General features: G+C 56.7%; 13 protein-coding genes and 1 riboswitch. Of the genes, 5 read left to right on the forward strand and 8 right to left on the reverse strand.

All coding sequences use genetic code 11. The annotated features are described in order from the left end of the window. Nucleotides 1-200 precede the first annotated feature (200 nt). Complete coding sequence (locus tag KGP21_RS04860) at nt 201-2,567, reverse strand: DNA polymerase II (RefSeq protein WP_209523322.1); 2,367 nt, start codon at nt 2,565-2,567, stop codon at nt 201-203. Between the two features lie 170 nt (nt 2,568-2,737). Here KGP21_RS04860 and KGP21_RS04865 point away from each other — a divergent pair, with 170 nt between their 5' ends. Together KGP21_RS04865 and dinQ are read left to right on the forward strand one after the other, a co-directional pair. After that, nucleotides 2,738-3,505: a DedA family protein gene (locus KGP21_RS04865; protein ID WP_021179284.1), complete on the forward strand. Its 768-nt coding sequence runs from the start codon at nt 2,738-2,740 to the stop codon at nt 3,503-3,505. A gap of 394 nt (nt 3,506-3,899) precedes the next feature. Then, nucleotides 3,900-3,980, forward strand: a complete 81-nt coding sequence (gene dinQ / locus KGP21_RS04870) for a damage-inducible type I toxin DinQ (protein ID WP_166735140.1) — start codon at nt 3,900-3,902, stop codon at nt 3,978-3,980. Nucleotides 3,981-4,046: 66 nt separating this feature from the next. On the opposite strand, the gene ilvN is transcribed toward dinQ, so the two are convergent. The 7 genes from ilvN to sgrR all read right to left on the reverse strand — a co-directional run bounded on the left by ilvN (nt 4,047) and on the right by sgrR (nt 11,488). Next, nucleotides 4,047-4,340, reverse strand: coding sequence for an acetolactate synthase small subunit (gene ilvN, locus KGP21_RS04875; RefSeq protein ID WP_021179286.1), 294 nt, complete (start codon nt 4,338-4,340; stop codon nt 4,047-4,049). Between the two features lie 3 nt (nt 4,341-4,343). Then, nucleotides 4,344-6,038 (reverse strand): acetolactate synthase large subunit, encoded by a 1,695-nt coding sequence (ilvB, locus tag KGP21_RS04880; RefSeq protein ID WP_059199725.1) that lies wholly within the window; start codon nt 6,036-6,038, stop codon nt 4,344-4,346. 113 nt (nt 6,039-6,151) lie between these two features. Continuing rightward, nucleotides 6,152-6,265 carry an ilvB operon leader peptide IvbL gene (ivbL, locus tag KGP21_RS04885; protein ID WP_193569011.1) on the reverse strand — a complete coding sequence of 38 codons (114 nt, stop codon included), beginning with the start codon at nt 6,263-6,265 and terminating at the stop codon, nt 6,152-6,154. A gap of 88 nt (nt 6,266-6,353) precedes the next feature. After that, nucleotides 6,354-7,058, reverse strand: coding sequence for a thiamine ABC transporter ATP-binding protein ThiQ (thiQ, locus tag KGP21_RS04890; RefSeq protein ID WP_059199726.1), 705 nt, complete (start codon nt 7,056-7,058; stop codon nt 6,354-6,356). Next, nucleotides 7,045-8,652, reverse strand: a complete 1,608-nt coding sequence (thiP, locus tag KGP21_RS04895) for a thiamine/thiamine pyrophosphate ABC transporter permease ThiP (protein WP_223537415.1) — start codon at nt 8,650-8,652, stop codon at nt 7,045-7,047. Before thiP ends, thiQ begins: the two co-directional genes overlap by 14 nt. Further along, nucleotides 8,628-9,614, reverse strand: a complete 987-nt coding sequence (gene thiB / locus KGP21_RS04900) for a thiamine ABC transporter substrate binding subunit (protein ID WP_218519887.1) — start codon at nt 9,612-9,614, stop codon at nt 8,628-8,630. The genes thiP and thiB overlap by 25 nt, the downstream gene beginning before the upstream one ends. Nucleotides 9,615-9,670: 56 nt before the next feature. Beyond that, a riboswitch (TPP riboswitch) is annotated at nt 9,671-9,789 on the reverse strand. A 37-nt stretch (nt 9,790-9,826) separates the two neighbouring features. Next, nucleotides 9,827-11,488 (reverse strand): HTH-type transcriptional regulator SgrR, encoded by a 1,662-nt coding sequence (gene sgrR / locus KGP21_RS04905; RefSeq protein WP_223537418.1) that lies wholly within the window; start codon nt 11,486-11,488, stop codon nt 9,827-9,829. 92 nt (nt 11,489-11,580) lie between these two features. Between sgrR and sgrT the strand changes: the two genes are divergently transcribed. The 3 genes from sgrT (at nt 11,581) to KGP21_RS04920 (ending at nt 14,705) form a co-directional block, all read left to right on the forward strand. After that, nucleotides 11,581-11,754 (forward strand): glucose uptake inhibitor SgrT, encoded by a 174-nt coding sequence (gene sgrT / locus KGP21_RS04910; protein WP_071682170.1) that lies wholly within the window; start codon nt 11,581-11,583, stop codon nt 11,752-11,754. Between the two features lie 147 nt (nt 11,755-11,901). Then, on the forward strand, nt 11,902-13,089 hold the full coding sequence (locus tag KGP21_RS04915; protein ID WP_094982154.1) for a sugar efflux transporter: 1,188 nt from the start codon (nt 11,902-11,904) through the stop codon (nt 13,087-13,089). Nucleotides 13,090-13,232: 143 nt separating this feature from the next. Then, complete coding sequence (locus KGP21_RS04920) at nt 13,233-14,705, forward strand: DASS family sodium-coupled anion symporter (protein ID WP_223537421.1); 1,473 nt, start codon at nt 13,233-13,235, stop codon at nt 14,703-14,705. The last annotated feature ends 22 nt before the right edge of the window (nt 14,706-14,727 follow it).

Here is a 14,727-nt window from a genome sequence, read left to right on the forward strand (position 1 = left end):
TACGCCAGACGTCTGGTGACGGCATGGCGACAACGATGTTGTGAATAGTGGTTCAGAATTTGGGAAGGGCGCTATGGTAATGGAAGGCGGCGCATTCGTCACCTGTAAAACCCGATGATTTTATCTTCCCAAATGCCGACTAACACCAGTAAAAAGAAAGGGTTTCCCCATGGGGGGGGATTACCCCCAGCTTTGACCGCTCAGAACAGGCCTATCTGCCTGGTTACCAACGCCGAAAAATCGTCGTACAGGAAAGGAAGTATAGCGTCTGCCACCGGTTGCAGCTGGCGTTCGAGATAATGATCGTAATCGATCGCGGATTGCCGGGTTTCCAACGGCTCTGGCCCGGCTAGCGTCATTACATAACTGATCCAGCCACCGTTCTGATATTGCAGCGGCCGCCCCTGTTGACGATTATAGTCATCGGCCAGGCGGGCTGCTCGGGCGTGTGGTGGGACATTGCGTTGATAGTCGTCCAGCTTGCGCCGCAGGCGTTTGCGGTACACCAGCCGGTCGTCAAATTCGCCGTTCAGCGTTTTGGCCACGTAATCGCGCACAAAGTCTTGATAGGGCTGGCGCTTGAAGATGCGTTGATAGAGCTGCTGCTGAAACTGCTGCGCCAGCGGGGTCCAGTCTGTGCGTACCGTTTCCAACCCTTTATACACCATCTCTTCACTGCCGTCCGGTTTGCTGATCAACCCGGCGTAGCGTTTTTTGCTGCCCTGCTCGGCACCGCGGATGGTGGGCATTAAAAAGCGGGAATAGTGGGTTTCAAACTCCAGCTCCAGCGCATTTTCCAGCCCATATTGCTGTTGTAGATGCTGATGCCACCATTGATTGACGTGATCGAGCAGCTCGCGGCCAATCTCGGCGGCCTGCTGTTCACTGTGGGCCTTTTTCAGCCAGACAAAGGTCGAGTCCGTATCGCCGTAGATCACCTGGTAACCTTTAGCTTCGATCAACTCTCGCGTCTGGCGCATGATCTCATGGCCGCGCAGGGTGATCGAAGAAGCCAGCCGGGGATCGAAGAAGCGACAGCCGCTCGATCCCAGCACGCCGTAGAAGGCATTCATGATGATCTTGAGCGCCTGCGACAGCGGCTTGTTGTTGTGGCGTTTGGCCGCTTCGCGCCCCTGCCAGATCTGGCGTACAATCTCGGGAAGGCAGTGTTTGGTGCGGGAGAAACGAGCCTGGCGAAAACCCGGCACCGAGTTTTCATCATCCGGGTGCTGCATGCCTTCTACCAGCCCGACGGGATCGATCAGGAAGGTGCGGATGATCGACGGATACAGGCTTTTGTAATCCAGTACCAGCACCGAATCATATAGGCCGGGCTGTGAATCCATCACAAAGCCGCCGGGGCTGTGCTCTTCCGGCAACTCCCCAAGGTTGGGGGCCACATAGCCCTGACGATGCATGCGCGGGATATAAAGGTGGTTGAAGGCCGCCACCGAACCGCCGCTGCGATCGGCCGCCAGGCCGGTCACGGTGGCGCGCTCAAGCAGGAAGGTCAACAGTTCGGTTTTGGCGAAAATGCGCGTCACCAGCTCGCAGTCTTTCAGGTTATAGCGGGCAAGAGCGGGTTTATCTTCGGCAAAACGGCGGTCTATTTCCGCCATCCGCTGGTAAGGATTGTCGATCGATTTTCCTTCCCCAAGCAGCGTTTGCGCCACATATTCCAGGCTGAAGGACGGGAAGTTCCAGGTGGCCGACTTCAGCGCCTCGATACCGTCGATAATCAATCGCCCGGAGGCCGAGGCGAAGAAGTGGTTTTGCTTAAAGCCATGCTCGCGCCACTCCAACAGGTTACCGCCACGGCCAAAGCGCAGGGGGATCTGATACCGCTCGGCGTGTTTTTGCAGTACCCGCAGATCGAACTGCACCAGGTTCCAGCCGATAATGGCGTCTGGATCGTGCTGCTCCAGCCATTGATTCAGGCGTTCCAGCAGCTGTGGGCGGCTGTTGCAGTATTCCAGCTCGAAATCCAGCGCCTCAGTGCCGCCGTTGGCAGGGCCGAGCATATACACTTGGCGCTGGCCACAGCCTTCCAGCGCGATGGAGTAAAGCTCGCCATGGGCGGTGGTTTCGATATCCAGTGATACCAGCTTTAGAGTGGGGCGGTAGTCTGGGGCTGGCTTCATCTGGCCGTTGAGCCACAGGCCATGACCGTCGGGTTGGCCGTTGAACCACACCGGGGCGGTGATAAAGCGCTCCATCAGATAGCGTTCCGGCGGGCGGATATCGGCCTCAAACACGTTGACGCCTCCCTCCTTGAGCAGCTTTTCCAGCTTGATCAACTGACGGTGCTGGCGGCAATAAAGGCCCATCACCGGACGGGAATGGAAATCCTGCAGCGGCAGGGGTTTCAGCTCGACATGACGCTCTTCACGCAGCAGCAACTCGGCCCGCTGACGCTGTTCGGCGGGAATGAATGCCACGGAGGTCTGTGGGGCCAGCCGTAGCCGTTGTGGCCCGCTATCGGTTGCCAGCCAGAACTCAACTTCGGTACCGGCGGGCGTATCACGCCAATGGCGAGTGAGTAAGAAACCCTGCTGTAGAGATGTCACTAGTTCCTGATCATCGATGTTCTATAGGTGTTTATAGTATGGGTTTTTATACAGTAATTGTCTATCACTGGCCGGATTGGCTAAATCTACATACAATTCAACGATTGACTCCCCCTGGCCCGCGCCGGACAATCCTTCGCCCATACGTTTAGCTTACCAACAGAGGTTTAATGGAAGCCTATTTACAGCAGTTGATCACCCAGTCATTGGCTTTCACCCTGGTGGTGGTCATGTTGGTGGCGTTCCTGGAGTCGCTGGCGTTGGTCGGTTTGTTATTGCCGGGCACGGTGATGATGGCCAGCATTGGCGCACTGATCGGCAGCGGGCAGGTGGACTTTTATATGGCCTGGGGGGCGGGTATTGTCGGTTGTCTGCTAGGGGATTGGATCTCCTACTTTATCGGCCGGGCTTTCAAGGGGCCGCTGCACCGCTGGTCGTTCCTGAAAAAGAACAAGGCGATGCTGGATAAAACCGAGCATGCGCTGCATCAGCACAGTATCGTTACCATTTTGATCGGTCGCTTTGTTGGCCCGACGCGCCCGCTGGTGCCGATGGTGGCCGGCATGCTTGATCTTCCTCCCTACAAATTTGCCCTGCCAAATATCATCGGTTGCCTGACCTGGCCACCGGTCTATTTCTTCCCTGGTATTCTGGCGGGAGTCGCGATCGATATTCCTGCTAGCGCAAACAGCGCGTTGTTCAAATGGCTGTTGTTTGGCGTGGTGGTGCTGGTCTGGCTGGCGGCCTGGCTGAGTTGGCGCTGGTGGCGTGAAGGAAAGCGCAGTGCCGATAAGCTGACGCGCTGGCTAACGCCGAAGCGGCTGCGGTTGGCCTGTATTGCTAGCTGGGGAGGGGCGCTGGTGTGTTTCTATTACATGCATCAGCAGGCGTTGATGCCGGTATATCGACACCTGTTGTGGAAAGTGCTGGCGGGCTGATGTCAGGCGTAAAAAAACCGACTGGTGAGGTCGGTTTTTTTATTTCCCGGGCTGGAGTTGGTCACTCTGACCGGATGAGACAGCACCCATCTAACGTAGTTGATTTTATCGTCGATCGTCCTCAATGTCAAAAACGCAGAAATCGGAAATCTGTTATGTCGCGCCCTGAATTGGTTAAGATATAATCAGCAGGTTAGCTCTGCTGCTGTCTTTACTTCGGTATGCGCATGTACACATTCAAGTCCTGGTCGGGTGTACGGATGGTGCCGTTATCCGGCGCTCTGGCCGGAGTGAGACTGCACCCATCTAACAACTGAGTGCTGCGCTGTGACAGGCAATGTAAGGGTAAGCGGCGGCGGCTCACTCCATGTTATGGAGAAAACGGGTGATTGATATCGATAAGGCAATCATCGTTCTTGGGGCGCTGATCGCGTTACTGGAACTGATCCGTTATGTGCTTCAGTTACTGAACTGATAACGGAAACGTAGCTAAGGCCGGGGGCTAACCACTGCCCGGCCTTTAACATTCAGCCGCCAAAGCTTATTGGAAGAACGCCTCCAACTGCTCAAACACCCGCATATCTTCGTTATGGCGTTTCACCTGTAATACATCCTCCAGCTTTTCAACCTGGCTGATCATCTGCACCAGGCGCTGATCGTCGGCCACCAATAGCCAAATGCGGCTCTGGGTCCCATCTTTCAGCGGCATACACAAAATACCTTCCACGTTAAAGGCACGGCGGGCAAACAGGCCGCAAACGTGGGTCATTACGCCCGGATGGTTCCGTACCGCCAACTCCAGGATCACCTGTGGATTCTTTTGTAGTGATTGCATGGCTTATTCTCCAATCATTTCGATGTTGGCGGCACCTGGTGGCACCATTGGGTAGACTTTTTCGTTGATATCGATCAGCGCGTGGATCAGGCAAGGGCCAGGGCGTTGGATCGCTGCCAGCAGCGCAGCCTGTGGATCTGGCTCGGCATTCAAATCGCAGGTGTCCAGGCCAAAACCGGCGGCAATTTTCAGGAAATCGGTACGCTTTGGATAGGTGGCGGCAAAGATATGCTGTTGATAGAACAGCGTCTGCTGCTGGTGTACCAACCCCAAGGCCTGGTTGTTCATCAGGATGATTTTCACGTCCAGATTATGCTCAACGGCGGTCGCCATCTCCTGAATATTCATCATCAGGCTGCCGTCACCGGAGAAACACAGCACCTTGCGCTGAGGCTCTGCCAGGGCTGCACCAATCGCAGCAGGCAAACCAAAGCCCATGGTGCCCAAACCGCCGGAGGTCAGCCACTGGCGCGGGCGGCTCAGTGGATAAGCCTGGGCTACCCACATCTGATGCTGGCCTACATCGGTGGTGATAATGGCGCTTTCGTCCACGCAGCGTGCCGCGGCCTTAACCAGCCCGTAATGGCTCAATGGGTCTGCCACATTTGGCATGTTGATCGGGAATTCACGCTTCAGATCGTTAACGGTGTTCATCCATTCGGTACGCGGCTGTGCTTCAATCATCGGTAACAGTTGTTGCAGCACCTGGCCGACGTCGGCATGGATGGCAATATTGGCCTGTTTTACCTTGCCCAGTTCGGCACGGTCGATGTCCACGTGGATAATCTTGGCGTTCGGGCAGAATTGCTCGGTTTTACCGATTGCCCGGTCGTCGAAACGGGCGCCCAACACGATCAGCAGATCGGCTTCCTGCAGGATAAAGTTGGTGCTGCGCGCAGCATGCATCCCCAACATACCTAATGACAGAGGGTGTTCTACCGGCATTGCGCCCAATGCCATCAGCGTCATGGTGGTTGGCAGGTTGGAGCGCTCGGCCATTTCCAGCGCCGGTTTATGGGCTTCTGCGCAGATAATGCCGCCACCCAGATACAGAATAGGCCGCTTGGCCTGATTGATCATGGCCGCAGCCTGTTCAACCAGCTTACTGTCAAAGGCCGGTGGGGCGTCGGGTACGGCCATTGGCGGTAATGAATCCCACTCAATTTCGGCGGTTTGCACGTCTTTCGGGATGTCGATCCACACCGGGCCTGGACGGCCGGATTCGGCAATGCGGAACGCGTCGCAGATCACCTGTGGCAGATCGCTGATATCGCGGACCAGATGGTTGTATTTGGTGATGGGGATAGAGATACCGTAGGTATCGACTTCCTGGAAAGCATCGGTGCCGATCATTGAGGATGATACCTGGCCTGTGATACACACCAGCGGGATTGAATCGAGCTTGGCGTCGGCAATAGCGGTCACCAGATTGGTGGCTCCCGGGCCACTGGAAGCGATACAGACCGCCGCCTTGCCGTTGGTACGTGCCATGCCCTGCGCCATAAAACCGGCCCCTTGCTCGTGGCGGGCCAGCACGTGCTGGATGACGGTGCTTTGGCTCAGAGCATCGTACAGCGGCAGCGCTGCGCCACCGGGAATGCCTGCAATAGTGGTGATACCCTGACGCTCCAGCAGATGCACGATCAGCTGTGCGCCGGTAATACGTTGGCCTTGGTGTGGCGTGCCCGAAGTTGCCATGTGCCTATCCTTTTCTCTGGGCCGGTTAGCTTTTCTGGGCAGGGGGACTAAAACAAGAAACCCCGCCCGGTTTGCGCCGGCGGGGTTTGGGAATCGATGCGTTGATTCGGACCCTACGGCGCGTTGCCGACGACCACCACCACACGCACGACGACCACCGCGGCTGGTAGCGCGGTTGTTAGTAGGGTCGAGGTCAGCGAGGATGCGATCACAGGGAGCCTTATCATCAATAGTAAAAAACAGAATTTTATAAAACCACAGGTGCAAAATTCGCACAACAGGTTTATTGGTTCAGCATAAAAAACGCGTGGTAGATCACGGTTTAACCAGAATACCCAGCACCTGGGCCTCCGGTGCGCTGCCGCTGACCAGCGCCTGGGTCGGGCCGTCGTAATAAATCCGCCCATCCACGACCAGCAAGGTACGCGGCGCGATGCGGGCAGCATCCTCAAGATTGTGTGACACCATCAGCAGCGTGAGTTGGCGCTGGTCGCAGACGTTTTGCAGCAGTTGCAGCATCTCACTGCGTAGTGCCGGATCGAGTGCAGAGAAAGGCTCATCGAGCAGCAGGATCGGCTGCTGGCGGATCAGGCAACGCGCCAAGGCTGCCCGTTGCCGCTGCCCGCCGGAAAGCTGCGACGGCAGGCGTTGCAGATGTTCTTCCAGCCCGACCTGCTGGGCAATCTGTGCCAGTTGTTCCTGCTGGGCGGCGGTTAGGTGCAGGCCAGGATCCAGCCCCAGGCCGATGTTTTGCCTGACCGTCAGGTGGGCAAACAGGTTGTTTTCCTGAAACAGCATCGACACAGGGCGTTTGGCCGGTGGCGAAGCGGTATGATCGCTTCCGTTGAGCCACAGTTTGCCGCTGGCGGCTGGCAGGAAACCCGCGATCAGGCTTAGCAAGGTGCTTTTTCCTGCGCCGCTAGGGCCTAGTACCGCGACATGTTCTCCCGGCTGAATGCGCAGGTCAAAACGCATCGGCAGGTGTTCGTACAGATAGGTCAGTTTTTCAAGCGTCAGCATGGCGGCCCGGTAAACGTTCAATCAGGGTAAACAGCAGGAAACAGAGCAACAGCAGCAGCAGGGCGGTCACGGCCCCATCGTTGCTACGGTATGCGCCAATCTGCTGATAGAGATAAAAAGGCAGAGTACGGAACTGCTCGTTGCCGAACAGCGCTACCACGCCGAAATCGCCAATCGACAGCACACAGGCAAAAGCCAGAGCCTGCGCCAGCGGGCGTTGCAACGCTTTCAGCTCGATCCAGCGCAGCCGCTGCCAGCCGTGGATATCCAGCGATAAGCAGAGCGGATTATAACGCTCGGCCAGATCGCGCATCGGATTTTCCAGCACTTTCAGCGCGTAGGGCACCGCCATCAACGCATTGGTGAGGATCACCAGCGCATACGGCGACTGCGGCAGCCCAGTGGTATCGCTTAGCAACAGGAAGAAACCGGTAGCCAGCACAATACCCGGCATCGCCAGGATCACCATGCCGCTCAGTTCCAGCGTTTGGCCCCAGGCGACCCGTTGCCGCAGCTTCAGTTCACGGCTGCTCCACAGCAGCATCATGGTCAATACGACACATAAAATACCCGCCCCAAGTGCGATGCGCAGTGAGGTGAACAGGGCCTGCCAGAGAATGGGCTGTTGCAGCACGGTGACCAGCGTTTGGTTGGCACCGTCGATGATCACCGCCAGCAACGGAGGCAACAGCAACAATAGCGCTGCGGCAATCAATAGCGTATCGCTAATGCGCCGCCCCAGGCTGTCCTGCGGATCGCGCCAGCGCTGGGCGTGGGTATGGCCAACCGGTAGAGCCTGGCTCAAACGCTGGCTGAGCACCACCAGCCCCAGGCAGCAGGCCAGTTGGATCAGCGCCAGCAGCGCAGCGCGGCTGAGATCGTAGTCGTAACTCAAGGCCTGATAGATCGCCAGTTCTATGGTGGTAGCCTGCGGCCCGCCGCCCAACGACAGCACGGTTGCAAAGCTGGCAAAACACAGCATAAATACCAGTGCGCCGCTGGGTAAGATCTGGCGGCGTAACGCAGGCCATTCCACAAAGCGGAACTGCTGCCAGCCGTTCATCCCCAGCTGCGCGGCCAGTTGTCGCTGCTCGGTGGGAATGTTCTCCAGCGCCTGTAGCAGCAGGCGAGTGGCCAGCGGCATATTGAAGAACAGATGCGCCAGCAGGATACCTTGCAGACCATAAGGCGAAAAACTGTAGTTCACGCCCAGCCAACCACACAGCGTTGCCAGCCAGCCTTGCCTGCCGTAGACGCTCAGCATGCCAAACACCGCCACCAGCACCGGCAGCACCAGCGTCATGGCGCACAGGCGCAGCAGCAGGTTGCGGCCAGGGAAACGTCTGCGGTACAGCGCCCGGGCCAGCCAGATGGCAGGCACCACCGAGATTACGGCGGAGAGTAGCGCCTGCCAAAAGGTAAAGCGCACCACGTGCCACAGGTAGCTGTCCTGCCACAGGCTACGCCAATCGCTTTCGGGCGCATGACGCCACAGCGAGCCCATGGCCGCCAACGCGATCAGCAGGATCAGACCGGCGGCCATCAGCCCCGGCCATAACCAGCGGGGGATCAGTGGCTGACGGCGGTTTGCCATGCCCGGATCCAGTTACCACGCTGTTGTGCCACTTCCTCGGCGCTGAATTGTAATGCCGTTTGCGGCACGGTCATCTGTTCAAAACCGGCAGGCAGTTCCGTCTTGATCACCGGGTACATCCAGTTTCCGCTAGGAATGGTGTTCTGGAAGGCCGGGGAGACCATAAACTGCATGAAGCGCTCGGCCAGTTCTGGCTGTTTGCTGGCCTTTAGCTTGCCAGCGACTTCGATTTGCAGGTAGTGCCCCTCACTGAAGCTGGCCGCCGCATAAAGGTCTTTTTTCTCTTCGATCAGATGGTAGGCGGGGGAGGTAGTGTAGCTCAGTACCATGTCGCCTTCCCCTTTCAGGAACAGGCCGTAGGCTTCACTCCAGCCTTTGGTCACGGTGACGGTTTTCTTCGCCAACTGTTGCCAGGCGAGCGGTGCTTCGTCGCCATACACTTTCTGCATCCAGAGCAGCAGGCCAAGGCCAGGTGTGCTGGTGCGCGGATCCTGATAGATGATCTTCAGGGGGCGGTCGCTGCTCACCAACTCTTTCAGGCTGGTCGGCGGGTTCTTCAGCTTGTCTTTGTTGTAGACGAAAGCAAAGTAGCCATAGTCGTAGGGAACGAAGGTCTGGTTGTGCCAGCCACCGGGAACGGTGAGCTTGCTAGTATCGACTTGGCTGGCGGTGAACAGATCGGTTTGCTGCGCGGCTTGCAGCAGGTTGTTGTCCAGGCCCAAAACCACGTCGGCGGCGCTGTTCTTGCCTTCCATTCTCAGGCGGTTGAGTAACGACACGCCGTCTTCCAGCGCCACGAATTTCAATTCGCAGTCACATTCGGCCTCAAAGGCTTTTTTTACCGCTGGGCCCGGTCCCCAGTCGGCAGCGAAAGAGTCGTAGGTGTAGACCGTCAGCGTTGGCTTGGCCAGGACCGGCATCGCCGCTAGCAATAATAAACAGGGCAGGTATTTTTTGACCACTTTGCACTCCTAATAGTAAAGGGGCAAAGGTATCTGAGGGCTGGGTTAACGAAGGCTAACGCGCCATGCTCAAATCCCTCCGCCGGTATTGACCGGATCAGGTTCGACGGGTGTGCTCTCAGCGGAAAACCGTTGGCCAAAAATTGGCTTGTTCTCCGCACCCCGTTGAGTCGGCGCTATTGTAGAGGCTTAGGGGCGTGGGTGAAAGGCGATTATGCTTCCGGTGGCGCAAACCACGCAGATTTAAAATCGAACCAACCGAGGGTATTCATCCGTACCCCGCGCATGCTGCGTTGACCATGCAGTTGCAGCCAGTGATGGAATAACGGATGCAACTGATGGCTGCTGACCAGGCGCTGGCAAAACTCGGCCATGGACAGGCGATTTTCCCGCCACTGAGCGGCATCCTGCGCGATATCCTCCGTCAGACAATGTTGTATCAGCGGTAATTCGTACAGCGTGGCAAACAGAGAAAACTCCAGCGGCAGGGTGAAGTTGGCGCTGCCTAACCACAGATCGCTTTGCGCCTTGCCCTTATGCCAGACTTCATAATCCACGGCCTGCACATTGAGTTTGATACCCTGTTCGGCTAGTAGAGAGGCGATAGCCTGCTTGATTGCGTGGAACTCGGAGTGTTCGTTATAGAAGGTCAGGGTCAATTCGGTTAAGCCCGCAGGCTTGGGCTGCTGCCCCAGCACGCGGTTATGCAACCAGCGCGGGAGAATGCCATAGGCTGGAGCCCAGTAACGCTGGTAGAGCGGCCCGGCGTGGCTCAGCAGCGCTATCGGGTTGATCAGTTCGCTCAGCCAACTGCGGATTTCCGGATCGGCCGCCAGTGCCGAACGCTGGTCGAACAGCAGAAAATAACAGCCTTCTTCGAGGCGGCTTTCCAGCTCGTTCCTGCCGGTATCATCCCCTTGTAACTGTACGCCGGAGTGCGCCAGCTCTTCGGTGATTTCCGGCAATACCCAAATGTTGACCTCATCGATCAGGGCACGATAGCCAAAGTAGTCGTCAAAGGCATGAATTTTCATCTGGCTTTGGTTGTTGTGTATCACCCGATAGGGGCCGGTGCCAATCGGATGGCGGGCAAAATCCGGCAGGTTCTGCCATTCGCGCGGCAGGATCATGGCATGTACGCTGCTCAGCAGCCAGGGCAGCCAATAGTCCGGCGTGTGCAGATATACATCGATGACATAGGGCGTAGGTGAGACGATCCTGTCGATATGTGAAAATAGCGGTTGTGGGATCAGGCGGTTGAGTGAATGGATAACATCTTCCATTTCCAGCTCACGGCCATGATGAAAATGGATCGCCGGGCGAAGATAAAAGCGCCAATGTAAAGGGGTGAGCGTTTGCCAATGATGTGAAAGATCGGGCTCAAGTTCCCCGTTTTCCTCATTTACCCGTGTCAGGCCGTTGAAAATCTGTCTTGCCAGGTGGGTTTCTGAACGACGCAGTGCCGAACCGGGTAACAGGTTGTAAAGCTGACGATAGTAGAGCACGCGCAGGATATGTTTCCCCTGGCGGAAGCTGCGCCCCAGCTGGGAAAGCAGCATTTGGCGTACTACGTCTTTATCGCCCACCAGTTGGACCAGTTGGTCGATGCGATCCTGTTCCAGCAGTTCCTCGGCGCGCTGTTGTTGCAGTGCCAATCCGGTGTAGTGAAAGCTGAGCTGTGAACGTTTACCCCGGCCGGACTCGGCCTGCCAGGTCAACCAACCCTCGTGCTGCATGGCTCCCAGCAGCGAACGAACATGGCGGCGGGAACAACTGAGTACCTCTGCCAACTCTTGCAGCGTGGTTTCGGTGGTTTGGCCATGGCAGCGTTGCCACAGGCGGATGAACTGTTGTTGCAGGCGTGAGGTGGACATAAAAGAGGAACTCTCTGGCATCAAGTCGTCAATTTATCTTTCCCTATATTACGCCGATAATGAGGGCAGTTGAATCAGCGGAGGGATAACAAATGACGGTTCTGTTAACTAAACAGTTTTATCAGCGTTATTTCACCGCGATCCGCCGCCAGCAGGCCGATTGGCTGCAGGTGGTCCCTGAACAGGCGCGGCTGGAGATGCTGGCCCACTTGACCCAGTGGGACATCGCCACGCTGAGCGACAAGCAATACCGTGAGCGTATCTGACGTTCACCGCAAAAGTGTTTCTGAGTAATGGTGCTTTTCACCAGCCAGTGGGGTTACCCACTGGCATTTTTATCTGCCGTCTTTACTTCCTTCGGCAATTTTCCTTCTGTAGCATAGCCTTCTTTATTTCTGGATAGGGATATCGCTATGAATTTCAGACGCTGGTTACCGCGCCGTTTTAATCCCGTTTTTGCCGCCTTCCTGCTAATAGCCTTCCTGACCGGCATTGCTGGAGCGCTGCAAGCCCCCACGCTAAGCCTGTTTCTGACCACCGAGGTAAAGGTGCGGCCGCTATGGGTAGGCATGTTCTATACCGTGAATGCCATCGCCGGGATCATCGTCAGCTTCCTGTTGGCCAAGCGTTCGGATACCCGTGGCGATCGGCGCAAGCTGATCCTGGTGTGCTGTGCCATGGCGCTGGCCAATAGCCTGTTGTTTGCATTCAACCGTGATTATCTGACGTTGATCACCGTAGGCGTGCTGCTGGCCGCGATTGCCAATACCGCCATGCCGCAGATTTTTGCCTTGGCGCGTGAGTATGCGGACAGCTCGGCACGTGAAGTGGTGATGTTCAGTTCGGTGATGCGTGCTCAGCTTTCACTGGCCTGGGTGATCGGCCCGCCGCTGTCATTTATGTTGGCACTGAACTACGGCTTTACCGTGATGTTTATGATTGCGGCGCTGATTTTTGCCGTCAGCGTGCTGCTGGTGTGGCTGATATTGCCTTCGGTGCCCCGTGCCGACGTTGAGATCAGCGTAGATTCTCCGCCTATTGCGCCAATCAGCGCCTGGCGCGATCCCGATGTGCGCCTGCTGTTTGTGGCTTCGATGCTGATGTGGACCTGCAACACCATGTATATCATCGATATGCCGCTGTACATCACCGCCGATTTGGGCTTGCCTGAACGGCTGGCAGGTTGGCTGATGGGCACCGCCGCCGGGCTGGAAATCCCGGCTATGCTGCTGGCGGGTTATTACGTCAAACGCTTTGGCAAACGCAATATGATGCTGTTTGCGGTGGCGGCAGGCGTGCTGTTTTATGCCGGGCTGGTGTTGTTCAAGTTCCAGTCGGCCCTGATGATATTGCAGCTGTTCAACGCGGTGTTTATCGGCATTATTGCCGGGATCGGCATGTTGTATTTTCAGGATTTGATGCCGGGGCGGCCCGGTGCCGCGACCACCATGTTTACCAACAGCATTTCGACCGGGGTGATCCTGGCCGGTGTACTGCAAGGCGCGCTGGTAGAAAACTTTGGGCACTATGCGGTTTACTACCTGATTACTCTGCTTGCCATCCTGGCGCTGTGGATGAGTGCCAAAGTTCGCGAAGTGTGAGCTGTAACACCCGGTTAGTTGATACATATCATTGAGGAAACCGCTCCATTCTCACTAAGATAAACGGACTCAGAGCGTGAGCTTCACGCTCTTATCCATCTTGCTATTAAGATGCCGATCCCGTTGATAAAAGTGGGTATGTTATGGATAAACTAACGCCGCTCAAACCCGTTCCCTCCCTCTGTGCCGTTATCGCCGCTTTGCTGATCTGGTTTGTGATCCCTGTTCCAGAAGGGGTGGCACCGAATGCTTGGCATTTGCTGGCCCTGTTTATCGGGACCATCATTGCCATTATCGGCAAGGCGATGCCGATCGGCGCCGTATCCATCATTGCCATTGCGCTGGTGGCTGTGACCGGAGTGACCAACCCTGGCAAGCCGGGGGCCGCGCTGGACGATGCACTGAGTGGGTTCTCCAACCAACTCATCTGGCTGATCGGTTTCTCAATCATGATCTCTCTGAGCCTGAATAAAACAGGCCTGGGATCGCGCATTGGCTACTACTTTATCTCGCTGTTTGGCAAAAAAACGCTGGGGATCGCTTATGCGTTAACCCTGGCGGAAACCGTGCTGGCCCCGGTTACGCCGAGCAATACCGCCCGTGGCGGCGGGATTATCCACCCGATAATGAAATCGATAGCGGACAGTTTTGGCTCCAAGCCCGAGCTGAATACCTCCGGCAAGATTGGCCGCTATCTCTCGCTGGTGAACTACAACATCAACCCGATCACCTCGGCGATGTTTATCACCGCAACTGCGCCTAACCCGCTGATTGTCAATCTGATCGCCAAAGGGGCCGGTTCCGAGTTTGAACTGACCTGGGGCATGTGGGCGGTAGCGGCGCTGGTACCGGCGATCTGTTCGCTGATCGTCATGCCGCTGGTGGTTTATTGGCTGTATCCGCCGGAAATCAAAAGCACCCCGGATGCGCCATTGTTTGCACAGGATAAGCTGCAAACTCTGGGGCGGATAACCCTGCCAGAGAAAATCACGCTGGGCGTGTTTGCCCTGTTGCTGGTGCTGTGGGCCGGAGTTCCGGCGATGATTTTTGGCCCCGTACTGGCGGTTAACCCAACGACGGCTGCGGTGATTGGTTTGGCGATCCTGCTGGCAACCGGCGTACTGAGCTGGGACGACGTGCTGAAGCACAAAGGGGCCTGGGATACCGTGGTCTGGTTTGCCGCCTTGGTGATGATGGCGACCTATCTCGGCAAACTGGGTCTGATTGGCTGGCTGTCACAAACGGTAGGCTCGGGTATCGATCATATGGGGATGAGCTGGGTCGGGGGGACCATTTTGTTAACGCTCGTCTATCTCTATTCGCATTACTTCTTTGCCAGTACCACCGCGCACGTGACCGCCATGTTCGCCGCGTTCTTTGCCGCAGGTATTGCCCTTGGTGCACCACCGGCTCTGCTTGGCCTGATCCTGGCCTTCTCGTCCTCACTGATGATGTCGTTAACCCATTATGCCACCGGTACCGCGCCGATCATCTTTGGGTCGGGCTATGCCACCCTGGGGGAATGGTGGAAAACCGGCTTTATCATGAGCGTGGTCAACCTGCTGATCTGGGCACTGATCGGGGGAGTATGGTGGAAGTGGCTGGGTTATTGGTGATGTTGATGAAAGCCTCACCCGC

The organism is Serratia sp. JSRIV004, from assembly GCF_019968705.1.
Classification (GTDB): domain Bacteria; phylum Pseudomonadota; class Gammaproteobacteria; order Enterobacterales; family Enterobacteriaceae; genus Chania; species Chania fonticola_B.